This is a genomic window from Methylobacterium sp. UNC300MFChir4.1 (assembly GCF_900110155.1).
Classification (GTDB): Bacteria; Pseudomonadota; Alphaproteobacteria; order Rhizobiales; family Beijerinckiaceae; genus Methylobacterium.
In genome coordinates this window covers 1-23,274 of record NZ_FOCS01000020.1, presented here as the reverse complement: position 1 = coordinate 23,274, position 23,274 = coordinate 1, and the positions used below count along the sequence as shown (strand labels likewise).

The window sequence follows — 23,274 nt, the reverse complement described above, 5'->3', positions numbered from 1 at the left end:
TGGCGTCGGGTGCGGGACGTTGAGAGGGGCGTGATGCGGGCCTTGTCGGCGGAGGATGAACAGGCTGTCGATCGGCTCACGCTGCAGCTTCTTCACGACGCCTATTGCGACCTCGCGGCGGTCCTGCGAGGTGCCCAGCCCCAGGCGGGCGCCGCGATCCTCGGCGTCATGGAGCAGCGCGTGACCGACGTCCTGACCCGGATCTGCCGGCAGGGTTCGGAAGGGGCGGCCTCGGTGGAGATCGCCGTCGCCGTCGGCGAGCGGATCGGGGAGATCATGGATCAGGCCCACGGACGGGACGTCGCCGACACGCGAGCCGCTTGATTTGAAGAGATCACGAACACCGGCACAACCAGCGTGTTCGACGCCTTGCGCATACTCTACCATTCAAGGCTCAGCTGAACTTACGGGCCGCGCAAAACTAATTTTTGGCGCACATGATGTGATGTTTTAGTTTTCGAATATAAGCATCCTGGATCGCAATCGTTAATTTTTGTATTGCTCAGCTCGCATGCAATGCCTCGCCGCTGCAAAAATATCTTCATAATTATATTGCCTCGGATCGAAAAGCCAGCTTATGGCTTTGTGAAGCTATTGCGGCGTGTTCGAAGTCCTTGTGTTGTTTGGCGGCATAAGTTTTGATGGGAGTTTTAGGGGAGTCCAGATCCTTCATGCCGTATCCAATTTGCATTTCGAGTATATCTCTCGAAGTATGCAAATTTTTGCTTCGCTGTTCCATCTTGTCACGGGCGTGGCGCCATTTGATGGCGCGGACCTTCATTGTGACGCGGCGGTCCTGGGTAGCGAGCCGAAGCATGCCAAGAGTATTTCTCGATCCCGTCGCGACACGCCTCGGGCGTCGAAAAAAGCTGGGATGCGCGAGGTGGCTTCATGAACCTCATCGAGAATGGAACTGGCTTCGGCAGCGGAGAGGCCAAATTTTGTGTAGGCCGCGAATGCGGTGCACGGGTTGCATTCCCAGCTGATACCGGGAGCCGGGGCGCAGACATGCTTGGTGCCCGACGGATGCGGGACAACATCGAACACCGGTGAAAGATTCCAGCCGGTCCCATCGTTGATGAAAGCGTGGTTGCGCAAATGATCGTCTGTGTTCCGGAGATAGGTATTGACCAGGAGCCTGCGAAAAATCTCGCGTTCCGGCGCGTGAACACCGATACGGCGCGCGGCTGATGCGATGTCCAAATAGGTCTTGCTTGTCGCATAACCATAAGCTGGCTCGCCCAGCAAAGTTCCGGCGCTGAGGCAAGACAAACACGCTCCAGCCGAGGATCGGTCAAAACGTGACACCAAGAGAACCGGCCTGTCGTTTACGACACGAAGCTCCCGCTCCGGGACTTGAAGGCCTGCTGCCTCGGCGAAATCGAGGCAAACCGCTTCAGCCCTGGGATTGTCGAACCTGTCGTCCCACGCGGAAAACTTGGCTATCCATTCTTTTTCTGAAATCCGAACACGCGCCTTTGGTCGAGCTCCCCCAATATCCGAACTGTGGATGAGTAGCTGCGCGAGCTGGCTCGCCGACACTTCGCCTTCCTCGTATTTCTCTGCTGCCATGAGCGCATCTTCGAGATCGTCCTCGCTTTGAGCGCGCTCAAGCGCTGGGTCCATCCTGGGTGTCCACCTCTCGGGAGCCTCTGGCGTTGAGCCGAAGGCCAGATCGCCAGTCCGCGACAGGCCGCCCAGAGCCAGAAATTCCGGCATGCCGAGTTCCAGTTCTGGAAATACCTGTGTCAGGATTCCTTTGCCCCAGCCGTCGGGGCCTGCATCGTGAAAGGCCAGATGGACCTCTCCCAAGGACGCAGGCCGCCATTTGTTTCCGAGCGGCAGGCCAATGGGGTCAATCGGCCTGCGTCCTTCCGAAGCTAGATAGTCGGAGCTATAGGCAAAACGACCGATCCGCCGTGAGGAGCCACCTTCGAAAACCAAGAGGCCGATGGGCACATAGCCGCTCGGCCCTGACCGGAACACGTGCATTTCCTCAATGCGGTTGTACTTAGAGGTTCGCCACATACTCGCTCACAATGATCCCGCGGCGATCCAGCATGGCATCCGCTGTGTCTCTGATGTGAGCACACAGGCAAATGTCGCCACGTTGATCTGTGCGGATCGGCGAGATCAGCGCACCGAGCAAGAATCTGCTGGCGACAATCGGCCACTTGGCGGTCAGGCGATCATGCGATGTGAAGCGCTCACCCGCAACAAGGAAAAGGGTGCCAGGCTTCCGTTAACGATCGCGACAGGAAGGACTTCCTCAAGATCATATTGCCGCATCTGCGGCCTTCTCAAAGATGCCGATCCACGCCAAGTTCGTCCCTGGCAGACCACACGCACACGCCGCGCCGCTCTTTAGCAGGGAGCGGCCGGCACCGGTGTTAGCAGCACCGAGCGCCGGCCTGACCACGATCCGTATCCCAAGGAGATACAGACTATGGCTGCGACCTTCACTACCGGCGTTATCGCGCCGACGAAACTGTCCCGATGCATGAAATCCGGGCAGTACCACTCCCCGTCCCGGCAACCCGCCTGATCGCCTGAAGGTGCGCTGGCACGCGATACGCCGTGCCTCAGCCTCCCCTCGCTATCCCGCAATCTGACGCCCTCGTCGCCGCAGGCCTGAGGCCGCGGAAACGAAGCCGCCCGTCGCCCCGCCATTCGGTGAGGGGCGAGCGAGTTGGCGTCTCCTGGACGGAAAAAATCCATGACGATCGTTCCCCATCCTGCCGCCCAGCGCGGCGGCCGACAGCGGTTGGCCGCACGTGGGCAGCCGAGCTCCGCGCCGACCAGCCGGATCACCGTCCCCCTCGGGAGTGCTGCGGCCCTTGGCTGCGGCCAAGTCCAGCCCGCGATCCCGCAAATCTGCGCACCCGAACTGATGACCGCGGCCGAGGCAGCACTTGACGGCGCATTCCGGGCGACCTTCGTACCCGATCCCCTGCTCGGACCCGGCTTGTCGCAGCTCGGCTCCGTGCTGGCCTCCATGGTGAAGAGGCACGGGGGCCTCATCGAGGCGGCCATCACTGACGTGCTCGAGCGAAGCGGGCGCTACATCGTGCTGCGCAACGTCGCGATGCCGATCACGGTTCCGACCCAGGAACTCGTCCGCGCCAGCAGCGTCGCCCAGCTCAACCAGACCTCGATCGAACTCGCGGGTGCCGTCGCGCAGTCGGTATTCCTCGACCTGATCGTCGTCGACCGAAAAGAAAGCCGAGCCATCATCGCCGAAGTCAAAAGAGGATCCGGAAAAAATGAGGCTAGGAAAATACACCAAGTCGAATGGGTGCTGCGGTGCGCGCAGGTCCAGGGCCGCTCGTTTCTAGCTTCACTCGGCTATGAGGTCGCGCAAATCCGCGCAGTGCTGATCGACGTCTATGGACGGGCCGGGTACGGCGATGACCTTACGGTGAGCGGACCGGCCATAGATCAGCTGTTCGCGACCCCGGTCTTGGCCGCGCTCGAGACTGTCACGGCGGCGCTTCAAGCCCGATTGCGCGCGGCTGTGCCGGACCTTCTGACGATGGCGTTGGCGAGCCTCGCCGGTCCTGAGAACGTCAAACACCTGCACCCGCCCGGGCCGCTCGCACCCTGACCGCACCACGCTGGCATCAGGTCGCGGCCGCGACCTGATGCGTCCATCTCGCTCTCCATCAATCCCGCACCGTGCGCCTGCGCGCCGTCGCGCTCTCCAGGTCTGTCTCAATGACACTCGCTCGTGACCCCGATGCCCATCTCTCCGGCACAACTGACGCGGCCAAACTCTCGCTGCCGCTGTCCTGGTGGCGCGTCCTCGCCCCTGAGGCGCTCGATATGGCGGCGCAGTGCCGCCTGTCCGCTGCCCTGAATGCCACGCAGCCCCTGCCGTCCCCCGACTGGTCCGCTGCTTGCCGGGGCGATCCGGCGGCTGCGATCCATATCGCCCTCAACGTCCTCGCCGAGGCCATCGCCTTTCCTGGGCGCCTCGATCCGGCGATGTCGGCGATCTGCCTCTGCGCCGTACGAGGTGACGCCTCCTGCATCGATCTGCTCGTGCACGTACTCGGGCGGCGCGCTCGACGCCGGGCTGATCTCGAGGTGCTCTGCCTCGCCCATGCTTGGTGCTCCGTTCCGCGCCGCGGTTCCGACCGCGCCGGCGTCGCCCACTGAAGGGGAGGAAGCCGATGGCATTCTCTTCGACCCCGCCTGCCCTGCAGATCGACTCCGAGGCGGCACGTCGCCTGCTCGAACCGATGCTTCCGCGCCGCCTGCGCGCCTGCCTCACTCAGGATCTGCGTGTGGCTTCTGCTTGCTCCGAGCTCGCCCTCGAGATCACCACCCTCGCCCCCGATGCCGAGGCGCTGGTCTCCGCCTGGATCGGGGCGGCCACTTCGGAAGGCGGCTTGTGGCGTGACCGTCGATGGATAGCCCGACGATCCGCTCTGATCCGGTTCCTCGACGTGTGGGCCGTGGAGCACGATCAGCCGGTGGCGCGGGCGTTGGCCGATGTCGCGACGCTGTTGTCCTGCGCCGGCGATGATCGCAGAGCTGCGGCGCGCTTGGCCCAGCCCCTGTGGCTGGAACGCGAAGCGGTTCTCGACCTCCGGAAAGGGCTCGCGGCCCTGGCCGAGGCGCAAACGCGCCTCACTATCGGACGCGTCACCGGGCAGGGTGCCGAGTCGGACGTTACCGGCGCGACCGATCTTGCTGTTGCGCTGCAGGCAGCTTGGCACGACGCGCTCACGGACGCGCTTCTGACATTCTCCGAGAAGACGAGCAGCGCCATCGCTGCTGCTGCGACCCTGGCCTGTGGCGCCGATGATGATGCCTTCGACGGAGACGTGGCCCTCGTCCACGCGCTCGTGCCCGTCGGGGAGATCTTGACACGGCCGGTCGCAGACAGCGCGGCGACACGTGAGCGTCGCAGATGGAAGAGGATCGAGGCTCAACTCGTTCAAAACGAGACGCGCCGGCGCGAAAAGGCGGCGGCCGTCGAGACCACGCCACAGCTGCCGGATGCCGATGCCCCACCCGCGGAAGTGCCCAAAGGCCACGTCCTCGTCGTTCCGGCGATCCAGGAGACCGGGAGCGACCGCGGCCGCTCCATCGCCCGCGGCTACGAGCACGTCATCGGCAAGGCGCTCCCGCTGGTCGCCGTGCCGGATCTCGCAGTCGTGCGCACGCGGCTCGTCTTCGAATTTCCTTACGCTCAGGTTACGATCGACAGGCTTCTGACCGACCTGATCGGACGTGAGTACACCACGTTCCGGCCGACCCTGCTGATCGGCCCGCCGGGAGCCGGCAAGACCCGCCTCATCGCCAGGATTGCCTTCCATCTCGGGCTGGGGTTGTGGCGAGTCGATGCGACGCGCGACGCCGGCGCATCGCTGGGCGGCCTCGACCGCCGTTGGGCGACATCGGAACCGGCGCATCCGATCATGGCGGTAGCTCGGACCGGTAGTGCCAACCCCTTGATGCAGATCGATGAATTGGAGAAATCCGCGACCCGTTCGGATCACGGTAGGCTCTGGGATGCCCTGCTTTCGATGCTCGAACCGGAGACTGCCCGAACCTACCAAGACCCTTGTTTCCAGACGGAGACTGATATCAGCCGTGTCTCGTGGCTGGCCACTGGTAATGAGATCGGCAACTTGCCCGCCCCTTTGCTTGATCGCCTGCGCGTGTTGGAAATGCCGGCCCCGAGCCACGCAGATCTCGATGCTCTGCTCGAACCGGTCCTGGTAGGAATCGCGGCCGATCACGGGCTCGCTCCCGCCTTCATTGCGCCGCTCGACGGCGAGGAGATCGCGTTGCTTCGACGATCCTGGCGAGGCGGCTCGGTCAGGCGACTGATTCGCTTGGTCGAGGCTGTTGTCAATGCGCGCGAAACTCTCGCTGTGCGACAGTAGATTAACAGGATCGATTGCCGGAGAGGGTATATCGCTCTCCGGTGCTATTCTGTCGCCCGCATGAGCCGTGACTCTGAAATGATCATGCATTCTACCGTGTTGAATAGGTTTTGAATTGCTTGCGCAATCAACGAGATTGTGACTCTTAGATATTTCTGGTGAACTTTCTTCATCATTAACGATTGTAACTGATATCGAGATTTCTTCTTCAGATTCGTTTGAGCCCTCTCGGATCCTCCATCGAGACACTTTTTCCCCGACGTCGCCAGCCTGCGAAACTGCGCTGCCGGAAACGCCGACCTTTACGGAAGTCTCACGCCACAAGGGATCGAACGCTCGGCGTGCACGGAACTGTTGATCCTCAGGTTCGAGCATGACTACGACGATAGGTTCTGGCCCATCACGGTGGAGGATCGCCGCACGGGCGGCTTCCCCGTATTGTGCCAGGATCGAGGCGCGAATCGTGGATGGCGATAGTTCGCCTCCCGTGCTGGCGTCGAGCGCCGGGCCGATGTCGACAGTTGCGACCTTCATGTGGGCCGGCAATCGCTTGACGACGCCATTCGTGGTCACGGTCCGAGCCTCATGAACCCGCGCGTCGAGATCAGCGGCATATCCAATGGTGTCGCCAAGGATGGGGATCGAAGCTTGGGCGCCCTCTCCGCGTGGACTCAGAATGCGGGACGCCTCCTGCAACGCCGCTGCCTTCGCAACGAAGAAGCGCTTCAAATTGAAGGTTCCGGCAGCCATGGTTAGGACCTCGCGGTATGCCGGGAGGATAGGCGCTGACGGCGATGAAAATCGGAAGCGAAAAATTTAGATCGGCGTGATCTCGGGCATGGCGCTCAACTAGGTCCCCTAGTGGGTCCTGAACCTATCCCTGAACTCGCTCGGGCTACGGATAAAATTTTTCCGCTTCGCATCGGACAGGAGATGTTGCCCAGGAGCGATCCCTCCAAGCATGAGGTGCTCATGAACGAGGTCCGACGCCGACCCTTGAGGTTACGACTCATCAGGACCATCGCGATTTTCGTCGCACCTGGCCAAGCTAGAGAAACGAACAGGCCAGGGGGCGCGAACCATGACACATTTCACATGTGTCCGTGTCGAACGTATCAGAGACCGCAGCGAGCTAGCTCGCATCGCGTCGCACGGTCTGCGGCTTGATCCCAGCAGCAAGGAGCGTGTGGACCCGGCTCGAACGCCGCTCAACCGCTCGGGATCGGACTATGCGGAGAATCCGCTGGATCTCTCAACGGCGCTCGAAGGCTTCCTCAAATCAACCGGTGCCCGACTATATGGACGCGCGCCGATCGGCCTGCATATCCTCGTGAGCGTCAGCCCAGGCTGGATCACTGAAGCGGGCGAGTTGCACGATCCCCAAAATACGCGGAACGTTCAGTTGGCTCACCAAGCTGTGGACTGGGTCCAGCGAGCACTTGGCGGGGGGAGGCCCTGCGTCGTGGCCTGGCGGCAGGATCTCGATGAGAAGGGCGGCGGGGTCGTGGACATCGTGGCCGCGCCAACCCGTACCGCAAAACTAAATCGGTTCAAAGAAGATGTCACCATCGTGTCGGTGACGGCCGCACTCGAGGTGCACCGTGCTCTACATCCTAACGACCCAACCGCGTTCGGCGCGCTTCAGACCTCTTGGGCAGTTCACGCCGCGGAGACCCTAGATCGTGCGCTTTGTCGCGGCACGCGCAAGATCGATCAGCCCGCCAAGCACCTCGATCCGAAGCGTTACGGCCGACTGGTAGATGCGGCTCGCGACGAGGCCAAGGCCATAGCGGCGCAGGATCTCGCCGAAGAGCGGGCAGTTCTGGATGCCCGCGAGCGACGGCTGGAAATCGCGGAGGAGAAGATCACTCGGTTCGTTGCTGGGATGGCAGCCGAAAGAGAAGGGATCATGGCGGAGGCCCGAGCTAAGGTTGATGACGCCCTCAACGCTATCGCGATCGGGATCGATGCGCTGACCGATGGTAGGATCGTCGCCGTTGAGCCATGTGCAGAGAGCGGTGAGCTTCTTCTAATTGCCGACATGAACCTTGATGCCGCCGAAAGATCCGCGTTGTGGGAGGCAATCACTCCGGGCCTGCCCGCTGGACTAAAGACGGTCCTTGGATACATCCAAGCTGAGGCGGCTCGATCAGGAGAGGCCAGAAATGTCGACCACGCTAGGCATCCTTCCCCGAGCCACTTCTGAGTTTGATTTCAGAATCTATGTGGAATGCGCTTCGATAACGGGTCTGACCACGCCAGATATGCGGCTGTAGCGGCGGGAGAAAACCCGGATGGTTGCGGCCAGATCGTCCTGGCTGTGATAAACTGCAATGCTTGCAGCTTCGCGTTAGGCCGAAGCTCAAGCACTCGCTCGGGCAAGCCATGGACTGTGCGTTGGAAGATGCACTGTAGTCGGCGAGCGATGCTGCACTATTCAGATTCGATTGCATCGTCCTCGCGCGTGCTGAGATTCGCGCAGGTGATGTACATAGTTCTGGTCGGACCATCGACCAAAGATCGCTCCGCGTCGGTCTGCAACCTCGCGGCGCCGTATTTGGTGACAGAGAGGGCTAATTTTTCAACTGCTCTACCGCGAGCTCATGCGCAAGCCTGCCTACTCCGCCGAATAGTCCGCCAGGCAGGCAGCGTTCCAGCCACCGAGCTGATGTCAATTTTATGAGCGATGTAATATTGACTGGGTTCGAACCACGCACCAGATGGTCATGCAATTTTGATCGACAGGGCGGGAAAATTTGGAATACTTATGACTAACGATCAATTTGCCGAAATCGCCTGCGCAAAAATATGTCATATTGATAGACCTTCTTTAAATTTGGCGCGCATTTATATTGTTATGCCGGCTCGCGCTAAACGTATTCTCCCATCCTAATTTCGACGGCTTTGATCGACTTAGGAGCGATCTCAATTCTCGATTTAAATTGCACGTTTCAGACATGCTGAGCTAATGGAATTTGTTGTTCGAGATGCGCGCGTAGGATCGAGTAGCATTTAACAACCTCCTCGAGTCTCTCGGCGTTGAGTCGCTGCATATGCTCGGACCCGTCGGGCTGCCTGTAGGTCGTGGCATAATAGGCAGCTTGAGCCTTCAGCTTGGTGGCGACAAAATCCAAATCGCCCGACCAAGTCGCTTCGGCGCGTACACGGTGAAGGCGCTGGGCGATCTCGAGCCAGTGCAAGTCGAGTGCGATCCCGCTGCCCATCTGCTTGAAAAGGTCGAACATCGAGTCGAGGATCTCGATCGCGGTCTGTGCTGACATGCCGGCTCCGTTAGGTTGATACCGCGACCAGATCAGGTCGGACGTACCAATCATCGAACAGAGAGAGTTGCCGGAATCGTCGGCGATAGCCGAGTCCGGTCAGAAGGCCATATATCTTATCGCGGCTGTCGGAGAAGTTGTGTTCGACGCTGATTAGTGCGATGTCGTAGCTTGTAAAATCGAAGCTCTCCAGGACGTCGAACTCGCCGCCCTCCACATCGATGCTCATGTAGTCGATCTGCTTCGGCGCCCGCGCCTCCGAGAGAAAACGGTCCAGCGAGATTGTCTGGACTGGGTACTGTCGCCTATCTTGACGAAATTGGGAATGAAAATCGCTTGCTGCGAATTGATCCATCCCAGACAGCTCGCCGATATCAACCTCATTGAACAAGACTTCGATGCCATTGGTCTTGTGAACACACTTGTCAGAGATGTAGCAGTTTCGGTTATCATACAATGCCGCATGCCAAGCGCGTGCAGGCTCGGCGAGAGCGCCCTGCCAGCCATAGGTCTTCTCGAGAAGAAGGGTGTTGCTCAGGCTTATACCATCGCAGGCGCCAAATTCGACGAAATATCCGTTCCGCTTCTCATTCAATTCGTACAGCGCCCACAGATCCTGTAGAAGCTGCGCGTTGGAAAGGGGCGCTCTCTTCGCCGCAAATGAGAGGAAATCGAGCTCCGAGCTCACGATATGCGGCGGCGCTTCCAGATTGTCCCTGAGATTGACCAGTGCATTGAACACCGTCAGGAGCTCGACATCCATGGCTCTCTGCTCAACCTGTTACTTGGGATCAATGGGGTTGGGTCTGGAACGGGCGGATCGAGGCGCCGTGCCGCGTCTGTAGGATCCGATTTGAGCCGTCGAACAGGACCGTGTGCTGAACCGAATCAACGCCGTGATCGGGGATGGTCTGGGCCGCCCTACGAATAGCGGACTGGAACCCTTTACGGCTGAACCCGTAGGGACGAAGGCTCTCCAACAAGGCGTCGATTAGCTTCGTATGGCCTTCGGCCTGCGCCTGGGCCAGATCGCGGTCGCGCACGGCGCGGTCGCGTTCGGCCCGCAGCAGCGACAGTTCGATCTGTTGCTGCTGGATCTGGCGAATGAACTTCGTGTCAATGTCGTGAGCGAGATTCTTCGGCATTCGGTAGCTCAACAGGCCCGGGAGGGGACGGGTTCGTAACGCGGTTGGTGACACCTCGGCGTCAAGCGACGGCGGCCTTACGTGATCACAGCCATCGAGGTGGACCGGTTATCGAGATGGCACGGCAATCCCTGTTCTCTAGATCGCTTCGGCCATGGCGGTGGCGGCTGTCGCGAGGCCCCATCGCACGAGATTCTGAGCCTCGGTCACCGACTTGGCCTCAGCGTAGCAGCGCAACTCCGGCGCGTTGCCGGAAGCCCGGAAGTGGATCGTCCGCCCGCCGTCCAGCTCGATCCGGATCCCATCCTGCTCGTCGATGGATTCCGGCGCTCCGATCGGTCGGAGGAACGACACCCGGAAGGCCTCCTCGCGCAAGCGGCCCAGGAAGGCGCTGCTCCGTTCGGACGGCGTGTTGGGGAGCCGGTCGCTCGCCATCTCCCCCGCATCGAGGGAGGTCACGAGGTCGGCCAGCGAGGTGCCGGCCGCGCGCGTCGCGGCCAGTGTCGCCAGGATCGGCAGCATGGCATCGCGCGTCGGCAGGGCCGGGAGGGTTCTGCCGTCGCGTGTGATGTCCGAGCCGAGCAGGAAGCCGCCATTCGCCTCGAAGCCCGCCACGATGGCCGCACCGGAGCGCCGCACTTGTTCCATGCCGGCGATGACGTAGGGCGAGCCCACTCTCGTGCGCAGGACCTGCTTGAAGCCGCCGGAACGCTCCAGCGCCGAACCGGCCGTCACGGGCACCACGACCGCGTCGGCCCCGAGGAAGCGTGCCGTAATCAGGCCGAGCACGTCGCCACGCACGATCCGGCCCGCCTCATCGGCGATGAGAGGCCGGTCGGCGTCGCCATCGGTGGTCACGAGCGCGTCGAAATCGCCCGAGGCCATCGCGTCACGGATGAACGCGATATCCTCGGGCCGATGTGCCTCGGTGTCGATGGGCACGAAAGTCTCGGACCGGCCGATCGTCGTGACTTGTGCGCCGAAGCCGGTGAGCAGATCGGCCAGGAGATCGCGGGCGACGGAACTCTGCTGGTAGACCGCGATGCGCAGGCCAGCCAGCATCTCGGACGGGAATGCGTCGATATAGCGGTGCTGGTAGCGGGCCAGGGCGCGGGGTTCGGGTGTGGCAGGGGTCCGTTCCGCCGACACGCCGGCGTGTGCGCGGCGGTCCAGAGCGGCCAAGATTGCCGCCTCGTCCGCCTTCGTGATCTCTCCGTCGGGCCGGTAGAATTTGAGTCCGTTGCGATCCTCCGGGATGTGGCTTCCCGTGATCATGACTGCCCAGGCGCCGCGTCGCATCGCCTCGAGGGCGAGGGCCGGTGTCGGGAGGGCGCCGCATTCGATCGCCGTGAAGCCCGTTGCCGCAGCGGCATCCGCCACCGTCGCGGCGATGCTCGGGCTACTGTCGCGCAGGTCTCGTCCGATCACGACTGCCCGGGGGGCTTCGCCCGACATGGAGCGGAAGAACGCGCTGGCATAGGCGTAGGCCGGCCCTCCGACGAGGTCCGTCACCAGGCCTCTCAAGCCACTCGTACCGAATCTCAGGCTGCTCACGGCGGTTCCGTCAGTGTCGATTGAGTTGGGATCGATCACTGATGCCGCGAAACGCCGTGCATCACAACGTCCGCGACGGGAGCCGGGCTCGCGCACGGGATCCTCACGAAGGCGCCGCACGCGCCTCTGCACAATACCGTTTACCCTCTCTTAACCATGATTCCAGCATTGAGTCCTACGAGCTCACCTCCAAGTGTCGGCTGTGGTCAGGATGCATTCGCAGGGTCTCGATCTCTCGAACGTGGTCAGTTTGACGATTGCCTTGTCGGAGCGTGTCGCCGAAACGCGGCGACTGGGGCACCTCGTGGCGGTCGATGAGATTGAGGCGATCGGGAACGTGGCCTCCTTTCTGCGACAGAACCTCGACGAATGGCCCCCTCAATTGAGCCGCGCGATCTGCGACGTGATCACAAGTTCGCCGCGCGGGCGAAGCCGTTCGCTGCTGCTTGTCGAGTACATCCAATCCGGTGCCTTCGATCAGCAGCAGTCGGGGAAGCACACCATGCCGTTCGTGATGGATCTGTACCGTATCGTTCTGGGACGGGACGCGGAGGACGATGCGCTGCGGCACTGGTCTGCCCAGCTGAATGCGGGAAAGATCTCGCGGAGGCAACTTCTGGGGACTGTCATCAGTTCGGAGGAATTCCGTGCGTCGCTAAATTAATCCAGCGCTGCCTATATTTGTTGTGTGTAGGTCAATACATGTGATTTGGATGTTTGTAGCAATATGAGGCGTCGCGAGGCTGTATTCGATAGAGCGCTAAAATATGTTTCCCGCGCACAAGAATGTGTTGATAGAGTCGAGATATGGGTTGATGAATCGAGCGCTGTCGCCTTTCGCGTGGGGGCTGTGCGTCTGAGATCTGCCTGGGCGGATAGGAGCGGCGGAATACCTTCATGCTGACCGTGACTCGGACGCCGCTTCGAATAAGCTTGTTCGGCGGCGGTACAGATTACCCGGAATATTTTGAGCGGGCGCCTGGAGCGGTCGTCGGCGCCGCTATTGATAAATACATCATCATAGCCGCGCTGGATTTGATAGGGTGTCAGGATTATAATTATAGATTGAGCTATTCCCGCGTCGAGCACTGCGGGCACATCGACGAGATCGAGCATCCGGTGGTGCGGGAGGTGCTCAAATATTTCGACGTCAATCGACGGCTCGATATGAGCATCATCTCCGATTTGCCTGCGGCAGGTAGCGGTCTCGGTTCGTCCTCAGCGTTCACCGTGGGATTTCTGAGAACGATATACGCGATTCAAAATCAGAAACCTACGAAGATCGAACTCGCCAAGAAGGCGATACACGTCGAGCGCGAGATCCTGCGCGAGAACGTCGGCGTGCAGGACCAGCTCCACGCCGCCTTCGGCGGGATCAACCGGTTCGATTTCAGTGGCTCCGCCATACGGATCTCGCCCGTTCAGATGAGTTCTGCCGCCATTCAGCAACTCAATGCGTCGATGGTGCTAGTCCATACGGGCATCGCGCGGCGCGCGACGACGACGGTCGCCGCGCAGATCGCCGTGACGCGCGCGCGCGCGATCGACAAGGAATTGTCCGAACTCTACCGCCTCGTCGAGGAATGCGTCTCTCTGCTCGAAGCGGGGACGAGCGGCTGGCTCGCGCAGCTCGGCGAGATGCTCTCCGCCTCGTGGCGCATCAAGCGGACCTTGTCGCGTGAGGTCTCGAACGCGGTGCTCGACGATCTGTTCGAAGCGATCACCGCGTCGGGGGCTTTCGGGGCGAAGCTGTGCGGCGCGGGCGGGGGCGGCTTCTTCCTCGCTCTGATCGATCCCGATCGGCTTCCGGCCCTGATCGAGCGGGTCGCGCCGCTGTCCGTCGTTCCGATCGGCATCGACGTCGACGGGTCCACCCTGATCTATCGCCAGACGCGCTGAGCGGCGTCAGCCGCGGCCCGGCCGCAGCCGGGCCGCGGACCCATCGCGACGAGAGGCAACGATGCGAATTCTGATCACCGGCGGCGCGGGTTACATCGGGACGATCCTGGTGCCGATGCTTCTGGAGCGCGGGCATCAGGTGACGGTGCTCGACACTTTCAAGTCCGGCGCCCCGGACCTGTTCTCGGCCTGCCAGTACGACACGTTCGAGCCGATCAAGGGCGACGCGCGCGACACGCGCATCCTGGACGAGCTGATCCCGAAGCACGACGTGCTCATCCCCCTCGCGGCCCTGGTCGGCGCGCCCCTGTGCAAGGAGGACGCGATCGGCGCCACGACGCTCAACCGCGACGCCGTGGTGGCGCTGGCGCAGCGCGCGGGCGGCGACCAGAGGATCGTCTACCCGACGACCAACTCGGGCTACGGCGTTGGCGAGGCCGGCAAGTTCTGCACCGAGGAATCGCCCCTGCGGCCGATCTCGCTCTACGGCACGACCAAGGTTGAGGCCGAGAAGGCCGTGCTCGACAGCGGCCGCGGCGTCAGCCTGCGGCTGGCGACGGTGTTCGGCATGGCGCCGCGCATGCGGCTCGACCTCCTCGTCAACGACTTCACCCACCGGGCCGTGACCGACCGGGCGCTCCTCGTCTTCGAGGGCCACTTCAAGCGCAACTACATCCACATCCGCGACGTCGCCAAAGGCTTCATCCACGCGATGGACAATTTCGACCGGATGCGCGGCGAGGCGTACAATCTCGGCCTGTCAAGCGCCAACCTGTCGAAGCTGGAGCTCTGCGAGCGCATCAAGACGCACGTTCCGAACTTCGTCTACGTCGAGGCCCCGATCGGCGAGGACCCGGACAAGCGCGACTACATCGTGTCCAACGAGAAGCTGGAGGCGACCGGCTGGTTCCCCGATTTCGACCTCGACCGGGGCATCAAGGAGCTGATCAAGGGCTTCCGGATGATCCGTAACTCGCGGTTCGCCAACGTCTGATCGGGATGGGCGGAGCCTGCAGCGAACGCCGCGCCGGGCGGCCCGACAGGCCAGCGCGGGAACGGACCGAGGTGATCATGAGCGCGATCGTCGACTTTCTCACGAAGACCCGCGACATTTTCCAGACCGCTCTCGACGACTCCCGCTTCCACGCGACCCTCGCCGAGACCGCCGATCTCGTGACAGCGTCCCTCCGCGGCGGCGGCAAGCTCCTGACGATCGGCAATGGCGGCAGTGCCGGCGACGCGCAGCACATCGCGGGCGAGTTCGTCTCGCGGCTCAACTACGATCGGCCGCCGGCTGCGGCGGTGGCGCTGACCACCGACACCTCGGTGATCACCGCGATCGGCAACGATTACGGCTACGAGCACGTGTTCGAGCGGCAGGTGCTGGCCCTCGGGCGGCCGGGCGATGTCCTGCTCGCCCTCTCCACGTCGGGGCGGTCGTCGAGCGTGCTGAAGGCGATGGACGCGGCACGCGGCCTGGGTCTGCGGGTCGTCGCCTTCACGGGCGCGACGGGCGGAGCGATGCCCGAGCGGGCGGATGTCTGCCTGCACGCGCCGACGGACGCCACGCCGTTGATCCAGCAGGTTCACATCACCGCCGCCCACATCGTCTGCGGCCTCGTCGAGGAAAGCCTGTTCCCGCGCGGGACGGCAGGGTGAGGGACGGCCTGTGACTGAGCCAGAGCGGAACGGCGGCAACCCCGTCCGGCAAGCCATGATCCTGTGCGGCGGCTTCGGCACGCGCCTGGGCGCGCTGACCTCGGCGATGCCCAAGCCGCTGCTGCCCGTGGCCGGGGAGCCGTTCCTGGACGTCCTGCTGTTCGAGCTCGGCCGCCACGGCTTCACCGACATCGTGCTGCTGGCCTCGTTCCACAGCGAGAAGATCCGCGCCTACGCCGCCGACAACCCGGTCGCGCGACGCTTCCGCATGACGCTGCGGGTCTCGGTCGAGCCGGAGCAGGCCGGGACCGGCGGCGCCGTCGTGCACGCCCTTCCCGATGCGGACGAGACCTTTCTCCTGCTGAACGGCGACTCGTGGTTCGACGTGAACCTGCTGTCCTTGCCGGCCTTGGCGGCGCGTCATCCCGAGGCGGCGATGGTCCTGTCGCTCCGTCGGGTGCCGGACGCCGCGCGCTACGGCGTCGCGCTCCTCGACGGCATCCGGGTCGCCGCCTTCCTCGAGCGGCCACCTGAGCCGGGTCCCGGTCTCGTCAATGCCGGCGTCTACCTGGTGCGGCGCGATGCACTCACCGGCCTGCCACCGGCCTGCTCACTGGAACGGGACGTCCTGCCCGCTCTCGTCGCCGAGGGCCGTGTGGTGGGCGTGGCCTACGACGGCTACTTCCTCGATATCGGCGTGCCCGACAGTTACGCCCGCGCCCAGGAAGAGATCCCGGCCCGTCGGAAGAGGCCCGCCGCTTTCCTCGATCGGGACGGCGTTCTCAATCACGACCACGGGTATGTCGGTTCCGTGGACCGGTTCCAGTGGATGGTGGGCGCGCGCGACGCCGTCCGCGCGCTGAATGAGGCCGGCTACTTCGTGTTCGTCGTCACGAACCAGGCGGGGGTCGCCCGCGGCTTCTACACCGAGGCCGACGTCGCCCGTCTGACCGCGTGGATGCGGGACGACCTGCGCGAGGCCGGCGCGCATATCGATGATCTCCGCTACTGCCCCTATCATCCGGACGGGACGGTCGAGGCCTACAGGGCGGTCCACGGATGGCGAAAGCCCGAGCCCGGCATGATCCTCGACCTGATGGCCCATTGGGACATCGACCGCGCGCGCAGCTTCCTGGTCGGCGATCACGAGACGGATCTCGCCGCCGGCCGTGCGGCGGGGCTCGCCGTGCATCACTTCAGGTCGGACGACCTGCTCGCCTTCCTGCGAGAGGTCGCGCTGACGGGGTAGGAAGGGCCCCGGGAAGTGCGGGCCCTCGCCGGGCGCGCTTCGTCGTCCGGCACGCTCAGTCGTGCGACTGGATCGAGAGTTCCGCTTCCGCGGCCTCGCGCATGGCGCGATCCCAGTCGAGCTTGCGCTTGGGCGGAGTCTCGCGCTCCGCGTCCGCGGCTTTCCGATCTCGCGGAGCGACGATCTGGATGTCGTAATCGGGCACGCTTGAATCCGCTCTTTAACCGATGATTAATCGTATTGGCGGAACGCGCGGGTCTTGTCAGCGGTTCGATCGCACGATCCACAATCCGGTGACGGCCATCATCGCGTGCCGGACAGGCCGATCAGGAGCATGGCGGCGTGCACGGCTCCGACGATGGCGCCCGACTGGGCGAGCTGTAAGGCCTCGGCTCGCGGGACGCGCACGACGGCGATGTCCTCGCCGGGATCCGGCTGCGCCGGCCCGGCCGCAGTCACGCGCGCGCGGACGAGATGCATGCGGTTGGCGTAGCGGGCCGGATCCGCGTTCAGGGTGACCACGCGCTCGGCATCGGCGAAGATGTAGCCGGTCTCCTCACGAATCTCGCGCTCGGCGGCCGCGAGGATGTCGGGGTCGGCGGGGTCGATGGCCCCGCCCGGAAGCTCCAGGCTCGGGCCCCCATAGGCGTGACGGTACTGGCGTACGAGGATGACGTGATCGGCCGCGTCGATGCCCAGCACGAGGGCGATGTCCGGCGTCTCGAGCACGTAATAGGGATCGACGATGTGACCCGACGGCGTCACGCAGTCGTCGGCACGGAGACCGAGCCAGCGATCCTTCATGACGTGGTGGGATTGGCGGACTGTCCAACTCGGTGTCGAGATCATCGCTTTATTCGGGCTCGGGGCTTGTGCTTCCGGATATCCGCGGCGGTCATTGTGGATCTTCGCGGCTGAGCGATATGCGCGATGGCAAAACTGTCTCGTCTTTCGGCTCTGACTTCGATCGCGCTGCGGCCGCGCGTTGCGCTGCCCTCGCCCACCCGATAAGCCTCTCGGGGTCGTAGAGCGTCGCGCCGCGGATGTCACAGGTCGTAGGATGACGGGAACGAAACTCGCCATGGCATGCCGCGTCTGCGATGGACGCGATGTCGAGCTGTTCCTCGACCTGACCGATCAGCCGCACTGCAACCGCCTGATCCCGCCTGATCTCGCGGACCGCCGCGAGCCGCATTTCCCCCTGCGCGCCGGCTTCTGCCACGACTGCACGCTCGTCCAGATCGATCACACGATCCCGAAGGAGAGCATGTTCAGCGACTACCCCTACGTCTCGGGCACGACGAAGACGCTGGTGGAGCATTTCCGCCAGACGGCGGCCCGGCTCGTGGAGCGGTACGGCCTAGGGCCGCAGGACCTCGTCGTCGACATCGGCAGCAACGACGGCACGTGGCTGCGGCAGTACGAGCCCTTCGGCCTGCGCCGCTGCGGCGTCGAGCCCGCCTCCAACGTCGTGGAACTCGCCCGCGCCGCCAACGTGCCGACGCTGAATCGCTTCTTCAACGCGGAGACCGCCGAGATCATCCGCACGCAGGACGGGCCGGCGAGCCTGATCACCGCCGCCGGCGTCTTCTTCCACCTGGAGGAGCTGCACAGCGTCGTGAAAGGCATCGTCACGCTGCTCAAGCCGGACGGCGTCTTCGTCGTGCAGGCGATCTACCTGGGCGGCATGATCGAGAACACCGCCTTCGATCAGATCTACCACGAGCATCTGTGCTACTACACGCTCCGCTCCCTGGAGCAGCTGTTCGCGCGCCACGGCCTGGAGGTCTTCGACGTCAGCGTGGTGCCGGTCCACGGCGGCTCCCTCGAGGCGCATGTCGGCTTCCCCGGCGCCCACCCGGTCAGCGACGCGGTCAAGCGCATGCGCGCCGACGAGGAGGCCCGCGGCTACGGCAAGTTCGAGACCTATGTCGGCTTCGCCGAGAACGTCCGGCGCCTGCAGGCGGCGCTGCTCGATCTGCTGGAGCGCATGCACGCCGAGGGGAAGACGGTCCACGCCTACGGTGCCCCGGCCAAGGGCGCGACGCTGCTCAATGCGTTCGGCATCGGCCCGCGTCTGGTCCAATACGCGGCCGAGAAGAATCCGCTGAAGTTCGGCCGGCTGATCCCCGGCGCCCGCATCCCGATCGTCGAGGAGGGCAGCGTGCCCGCGCCCGACGCCTACCTAGTGCTCGCCTGGAACTTCATCGACGAGTTCCTGGCGCGCGAGCGCCGCTACCTCGAGAACGGCGGCGCCTTCATCGTTCCGGTGCCGGAACTCAAGGTGATCACCGCCGCCGACCTGCCGAAGGCGGTCTGAGCGTGGCTGCCGTGTCCCGATCCTCCTTGCCCGAGACCGTCGTCGTCGTCGGTGCGACCGGGTTCGTCGGCCGCAACCTCGTCGCGCATCTCGCCGACCGCGTGCCGCGGCTGATCGCGGTCAGCCCCTCCGGCCGCGCGGTGCCGGGGGCGCATGAGGCCGCGCGCTTCGATGCCCTGGAGGCGCTGTCGGTTCCTGCCGACGCCATCGTCGTCAACGTCGCCGCGCAGCGCTACGACGCCGACAAGTTCGAGACGGCGCAGAGTGACCTGCTGACCGGCAACGCCGAGATCGCCAACCGCCTCTACCGGTTCTGCCTGACGAAGGGCATCCGCGAGGTGCGCGCGGCCTCGAGCGTCGCGGTCTACCCGGCGGCCCTCGATCCCCTCGACGACGCGCAGGCTGTCGACCTCAACGCGCCGCCCAACCGGAACGAGGCCTTCTACGCCTGGTCGAAGCGCTGGTCGGAGGTGATCGCCGACCTCCACGCCGAGCGCTACGGGATCCACACGATCAGCTTCCGCCTGAGCAACCCCTACGGTCCCCACGACTCGACGGATCCGCGCAAAGCGCACGTCCTGCCGGCCTTCGTGATGCGCGCGCTCGCACCGGGTGAGCGCTTCGAGATCAAGGGCAACCCGCTGGTCGAGCGCGACTTCATCTACGTCGGCGACGTCGTCGACGTGTTCGCCCGCTCCCTGGAGATGCGGGAGACGAGCGACGCGCTCAACCTCTGCCGTGGCGAGACCACGACCCTGCTCGACCTCGCCCGAACCATCCTGGAGGTGGCCGGGGAGGACCGGCCTGTGCAAGCCCCCGACACGGCAACTCACGGCGTGCTCGCCCGCCGCTCGACCAACCGGCGGCTGCGCGAGCGCTTTGGGATGTCGACCTTTACGGGCCTCGCGGACGGGCTGCGGCCGACGATCGCCTGGTATCGCGAGGCCTATCGCGACGGGGCGCACCATGCCGGGGCCTGAGCGCGACATCGTCATCGGGGCGAACGGCTTCCTCGGGCGCAACCTCGTCCCGCGGCTCCGGGCCGAGGGCCGCGAGGTCGTCGAGATCGGTCGGGCGGCGGGCGACCTCTCCGACTGGGCGAACGTCGAGCGGGCGCTGCGCACTGCGCCCCCGGCCGGCCGGATCTTCCACGTAGTGACCCGCCAGCGCACCGGAGCGGTGCAGTACGACATCCAGGGCGAGCTCCTGGCGATCAACGCCCGGGTCCACCTGAACGTCCTCGAGGCGTGGCGCCTGTTCCAGCCGCAGGCCAAGCTCGTCTCCACGGGCTCGTCCTGTACTTATCCGGAATCGGCGGAGCCGCTGCCCGAGGTGCGGTTCGGGCAGGGGCCGACGCACCCGTCGGTGATCGGCTACGGGCTCGCCAAGCAGGTCCTGGCGACGGGCTCGGCGGCCTACGCGCACCAGTACGGGCTGACCTTCCTGCACTGCGTGCTGGCGACCCTGTACGGGCCGCACGACAACAAGGCCTCCGACCGCAGCCACTTCGTCGGTGCCCTGCTCGACCGGGCCGTGCGGGAGAAGGCGGCGGGCGCTGCGCAGTTCGAGGTCTGGGGCAACCCGCAGACCGTCCGCGAGGTGCTGTACGTCGACGACCAGATCGACGCGATCCTGGCGGCCGACCGGGCGTTCGACAACGAGATCCTCAACTGCGCCGCCAACACGCCCGTCACCGTCGAGGCGGTGGCGCGGGCCGCCTTGGCCGCCCTGGACTGGTCCGTGCCCATTGTGAGCCCGCCCGGCTCGTTCCAGGGCGCGGCCTTCAAAGTGCTTGACTCAAGGCGCTTTCTCGACCGGACTGGCTGGCGGCCGCGCGTTGAACTTGAGACGGGTCTGCGAAAAGTCGTTGCGGTTGAGTACATTGGGCGATAAGTGGTTCAAACTTCATATGTTGGCCGGCAGGTAGTGCATTATTTACACAGACACATTCGTAAAGATATTTATAATATGCTACATCGATCTTGTCTTAATTTAGATATAATTTGGCGACTAGATCGATCACGACAATCCCTGATGTAGTATATCTATAAATTGACAGGCATAGTTAATCTGCTGATTATTAGTCCAACAATTGCGATAATGGTCTTATACTCACTCTCATAAATTGTTTTCAATGATTGGGCGCACTCATTATTCAGAGATTTATCTTGAAACAATTCTATGGCTCTCCGCGGATTCCGAGTTGTGACTTGAATTTGATATCTCGCGGCGAAAAAATGGACCATGTCCTTCTTGTCAGTTGAATTATGGCAGCTTTTATTGTCGGGGCTTATTAAGGCTGGAAGCGGCGTGGATTTCATCGATATGCATCTGCGGCTGTCTTCACGTTGCTCAATAGCAGAAATTTCAGTGAACATAAGCTCGACGCGGCACACTTTTCGGGTCAGTAGGATGCGTCAGTTGCGGAGATTAAGATGGCAGTTCTGGTGACGGGTGGTGCCGGCTACATCGGCAGCCACATGGTTCTGGCGCTCCTCGACGCCGGCCATGAGGGGGTCGTCGTCCTGGACGATCTCTCCACCGGCTTCGACTGGGCGGTCCCGGAGGGCGTGAAGCTCGTGGTGGGCGACGTGGCCGACCAGGCCCTCGTGACGCAGACGATCCTCCAGCACCGCATCGACGCCCTGGCCCACTTCGCCGCGAAAACGGTCGTGCCCGATTCCGTGGCCGATCCCCTGGGCTACTACCTGGCCAACACGGCGAAGACCCGCTCGCTGATCGAGGCCGCAGTGCGCGCCGGCGTCAAGCACGTGATCTTCTCCTCGACCGCGGCCGTCTACGGCGAGCCCGACATCTCGCCGGTTCCCGAGGATCTCCCGCTCAAGCCGATCAACCCCTACGGTCGCTCGAAACTCATGAGCGAGTGGATGATTGCCGACGCCGCCGCGGCGCACGGCTTCTCCTACGTCGTCCTACGCTACTTCAACGTGGCCGGCGCGGACCCGAAGGGGCGGTCCGGCCAGTCGACGCCCAACGCCACGCACCTCATCAAGGTGGCCACGCAGGCGGCGCTCGGACAGCGCAGCCGCCTCGACGTCTTCGGGACCGACTACCCGACCCCGGACGGGTCGTGCCTGCGCGACTACATCCAGGTGTCGGACCTCGCCGAGGCCCATCGCCTCGCCCTCGACCACCTGCGCTCCGGCGGCGAGAGCCTGACGCTGAACTGCGGCTACGGGCGCGGCTACTCGGTGCTCGAGGTCGTCGAGGTCGTGAAGCGGATCTCCGGTCGCGACTTCGAGGTGCAGCTATGCCCGCGCCGGCCAGGCGATCCGGCCCTTGTTGTAGCAGAGGCATCGCGCATCCGCGAGCGCCTGGGCTGGCAACCCAGCCACGACGATCTCGAGGCTATTGTTACTCAAGCTCTAGCCTGGGAAAATTGCTTAGACAAATTGCACCGCATTTAGCGTTCTGCTTAGAGTCCGTCCGAGAAGTCAGGCTGATCGGGCGAGGCGTCTGACGAGGATCATGACGGCTGCGGCGTAGAGGAAGGCTCTGGCGGAGGCGAGGGTCGCTTCGGGATCCTTCCAGAGGCGTCGGTTGCGGCTGATCCAGGCGAAGAACCGTTCAACGACCCACCGGCGTGGATGCACGGCAAAGCCGACCTGATCCGGCGGCTTGCGCACGATCTCGACGGCGATGATCGTCGCGCTCGCTGGCTTGTCGCCGGCATAGCCGGCGTCGGCAAAGGCCTTGGTAATGAACGGGAAGCTTCGGCGCGACAGGCGCAGCACCGGAACGGCTCCGTCCCGGTCCTGTACGTCGGCAGGCTGCGGATCGAGGACGAGCGCACGCCCGTCCGTGTCGACCAACGCTTGGCGTTTGCGGCCTTTGACCTTCTTGCCGACGTCGTAGCCGCGCGGCCCGCCGCTCTCCATCGTTTTGACGGTCTGGCTGTCGAGCACTGCGGCAGACGGCGAAGCTTCTCGTCCGACACGCTCGCGATCAGCGTAAGCGTCGTTCTCAGGCCACGGCCCTGAGGGTCTGCGGGGCGTAGGCCCAGGGCAGCAGGTCGTCGATATTGCTCTGCGGATGTCCGGCGACGATGCGGGTGATGACGTCGGTCAGGTAGGCCTGCGGCTCGACCCCGTTCAGCTTGCAGGTCTCGACCAGCGAGGCGACGACAGCCCAATGCCCGGCCCCACCGTCCGAGCCGGCAAACAGCGCGTTCTTCCGCGTCAGGGCCAACGGCCGGATCGCCCGCTCGACGGTGTTGTTGTCGATCTCGACGCGGCCGTCGTCGAGGAAG

General features: G+C 63.7%; 22 protein-coding genes and 1 pseudogene. 13 read left to right on the top strand and 10 right to left on the bottom strand.

The annotated features are described in order from the left end of the window. The first annotated feature begins 33 nt into the window (after nt 1-33). Nucleotides 34-324 carry a hypothetical protein gene (locus BMY19_RS22700; RefSeq protein ID WP_100253016.1) on the top strand — a complete coding sequence of 97 codons (291 nt, stop codon included), beginning with the start codon at nt 34-36 and terminating at the stop codon, nt 322-324. 453 nt (nt 325-777) lie between these two features. On the opposite strand, the gene BMY19_RS22695 is transcribed toward BMY19_RS22700, so the two are convergent. Beyond that, nucleotides 778-2,028 carry a type II toxin-antitoxin system HipA family toxin gene (locus BMY19_RS22695; protein WP_100253015.1) on the bottom strand — a complete coding sequence of 417 codons (1,251 nt, stop codon included), beginning with the start codon at nt 2,026-2,028 and terminating at the stop codon, nt 778-780. A gap of 688 nt (nt 2,029-2,716) precedes the next feature. Here BMY19_RS22695 and BMY19_RS22690 point away from each other — a divergent pair. Beyond that, nucleotides 2,717-3,604: a hypothetical protein gene (locus BMY19_RS22690; RefSeq protein ID WP_100253014.1), complete on the top strand. Its 888-nt coding sequence runs from the start codon at nt 2,717-2,719 to the stop codon at nt 3,602-3,604. 107 nt (nt 3,605-3,711) lie between these two features. Here BMY19_RS22690 and BMY19_RS30550 read toward each other — a convergent pair whose 3' ends face one another. After that, entirely contained in the window at nt 3,712-4,104 is a 393-nt protein-coding gene (locus tag BMY19_RS30550) for a hypothetical protein (protein WP_139215670.1), read from the bottom strand. Nucleotides 4,105-4,172: 68 nt separating this feature from the next. Between BMY19_RS30550 and BMY19_RS31405 the strand changes: the two genes are divergently transcribed. Together BMY19_RS31405 and BMY19_RS30545 are read left to right on the top strand one after the other, a co-directional pair. After that, nucleotides 4,173-5,897 (top strand): AAA family ATPase, encoded by a 1,725-nt coding sequence (locus BMY19_RS31405; RefSeq protein ID WP_244534986.1) that lies wholly within the window; start codon nt 4,173-4,175, stop codon nt 5,895-5,897. Between the two features lie 1,081 nt (nt 5,898-6,978). Continuing rightward, nucleotides 6,979-8,103 (top strand): hypothetical protein, encoded by a 1,125-nt coding sequence (locus tag BMY19_RS30545; RefSeq protein WP_139215669.1) that lies wholly within the window; start codon nt 6,979-6,981, stop codon nt 8,101-8,103. A 745-nt stretch (nt 8,104-8,848) separates the two neighbouring features. Here the strand turns inward: BMY19_RS30545 and BMY19_RS22675 are convergent. From BMY19_RS22675 to BMY19_RS22660, 4 genes are all read right to left on the bottom strand, one after another. Then, nucleotides 8,849-9,178 carry a hypothetical protein gene (locus tag BMY19_RS22675; protein WP_056526576.1) on the bottom strand — a complete coding sequence of 110 codons (330 nt, stop codon included), beginning with the start codon at nt 9,176-9,178 and terminating at the stop codon, nt 8,849-8,851. Between the two features lie 10 nt (nt 9,179-9,188). Next, on the bottom strand, nt 9,189-9,941 hold the full coding sequence (locus tag BMY19_RS22670) for an FkbM family methyltransferase (RefSeq protein WP_100253013.1): 753 nt from the start codon (nt 9,939-9,941) through the stop codon (nt 9,189-9,191). Between the two features lie 28 nt (nt 9,942-9,969). Then, entirely contained in the window at nt 9,970-10,323 is a 354-nt protein-coding gene (locus BMY19_RS22665) for a hypothetical protein (protein ID WP_100253012.1), read from the bottom strand. 138 nt (nt 10,324-10,461) lie between these two features. Beyond that, nucleotides 10,462-11,877 carry a phosphomannomutase gene (locus BMY19_RS22660; RefSeq protein ID WP_026605184.1) on the bottom strand — a complete coding sequence of 472 codons (1,416 nt, stop codon included), beginning with the start codon at nt 11,875-11,877 and terminating at the stop codon, nt 10,462-10,464. A gap of 211 nt (nt 11,878-12,088) precedes the next feature. On the opposite strand from BMY19_RS22660, the gene BMY19_RS22655 reads away from it, so the two are divergent. From BMY19_RS22655 to BMY19_RS22635, 5 genes are all read left to right on the top strand, one after another. After that, nucleotides 12,089-12,541, top strand: coding sequence for a DUF4214 domain-containing protein (locus BMY19_RS22655; RefSeq protein WP_041372277.1), 453 nt, complete (start codon nt 12,089-12,091; stop codon nt 12,539-12,541). A gap of 233 nt (nt 12,542-12,774) precedes the next feature. Next, nucleotides 12,775-13,776 carry a GHMP family kinase ATP-binding protein gene (locus BMY19_RS22650; protein WP_100253011.1) on the top strand — a complete coding sequence of 334 codons (1,002 nt, stop codon included), beginning with the start codon at nt 12,775-12,777 and terminating at the stop codon, nt 13,774-13,776. Between the two features lie 61 nt (nt 13,777-13,837). Next, nucleotides 13,838-14,770 carry an NAD-dependent epimerase/dehydratase family protein gene (locus BMY19_RS22645; protein ID WP_100253010.1) on the top strand — a complete coding sequence of 311 codons (933 nt, stop codon included), beginning with the start codon at nt 13,838-13,840 and terminating at the stop codon, nt 14,768-14,770. A 77-nt stretch (nt 14,771-14,847) separates the two neighbouring features. Continuing rightward, nucleotides 14,848-15,435: a D-sedoheptulose 7-phosphate isomerase gene (locus BMY19_RS22640; RefSeq protein ID WP_100253095.1), complete on the top strand. Its 588-nt coding sequence runs from the start codon at nt 14,848-14,850 to the stop codon at nt 15,433-15,435. A 10-nt stretch (nt 15,436-15,445) separates the two neighbouring features. Beyond that, nucleotides 15,446-16,684 (top strand): HAD-IIIA family hydrolase, encoded by a 1,239-nt coding sequence (locus BMY19_RS22635; RefSeq protein ID WP_244534985.1) that lies wholly within the window; start codon nt 15,446-15,448, stop codon nt 16,682-16,684. Between the two features lie 55 nt (nt 16,685-16,739). On the opposite strand, the gene BMY19_RS31010 is transcribed toward BMY19_RS22635, so the two are convergent. Next, entirely contained in the window at nt 16,740-16,889 is a 150-nt protein-coding gene (locus BMY19_RS31010) for a hypothetical protein (protein ID WP_020094679.1), read from the bottom strand. 98 nt (nt 16,890-16,987) lie between these two features. Then, on the bottom strand, nt 16,988-17,488 hold the full coding sequence (locus BMY19_RS22630; protein WP_100253008.1) for an NUDIX hydrolase: 501 nt from the start codon (nt 17,486-17,488) through the stop codon (nt 16,988-16,990). Nucleotides 17,489-17,744: 256 nt separating this feature from the next. On the opposite strand from BMY19_RS22630, the gene BMY19_RS22625 reads away from it, so the two are divergent. The 4 genes from BMY19_RS22625 to galE all read left to right on the top strand — a co-directional run bounded on the left by BMY19_RS22625 (nt 17,745) and on the right by galE (nt 22,432). Continuing rightward, nucleotides 17,745-19,004: a class I SAM-dependent methyltransferase gene (locus tag BMY19_RS22625; protein WP_244534984.1), complete on the top strand. Its 1,260-nt coding sequence runs from the start codon at nt 17,745-17,747 to the stop codon at nt 19,002-19,004. Between the two features lie 26 nt (nt 19,005-19,030). After that, nucleotides 19,031-19,984, top strand: coding sequence for an NAD-dependent epimerase/dehydratase family protein (locus BMY19_RS22620; protein WP_244534983.1), 954 nt, complete (start codon nt 19,031-19,033; stop codon nt 19,982-19,984). After that, the gene (locus tag BMY19_RS22615; RefSeq protein WP_100253005.1) at nt 19,971-20,897 is read left to right on the top strand and encodes an NAD-dependent epimerase/dehydratase family protein; all 927 of its coding nucleotides are present in this window, start codon (nt 19,971-19,973) and stop codon (nt 20,895-20,897) included. The genes BMY19_RS22620 and BMY19_RS22615 overlap by 14 nt, the downstream gene beginning before the upstream one ends. A gap of 542 nt (nt 20,898-21,439) precedes the next feature. Next, nucleotides 21,440-22,432, top strand: a complete 993-nt coding sequence (gene galE / locus BMY19_RS22610) for a UDP-glucose 4-epimerase GalE (RefSeq protein WP_100253004.1) — start codon at nt 21,440-21,442, stop codon at nt 22,430-22,432. Between the two features lie 27 nt (nt 22,433-22,459). Here galE and BMY19_RS22605 read toward each other — a convergent pair. Both BMY19_RS22605 and BMY19_RS22600 read right to left on the bottom strand, forming a co-directional pair. Then, nucleotides 22,460-22,975 (bottom strand): annotated as a pseudogene (locus BMY19_RS22605) (transposase); the annotation flags it as partial. Nucleotides 22,976-22,988: 13 nt separating this feature from the next. Next, nucleotides 22,989-23,274 (bottom strand): transposase domain-containing protein (locus tag BMY19_RS22600; RefSeq protein ID WP_139215668.1); only part of this gene is annotated, 286 nt, incomplete at its 5' end.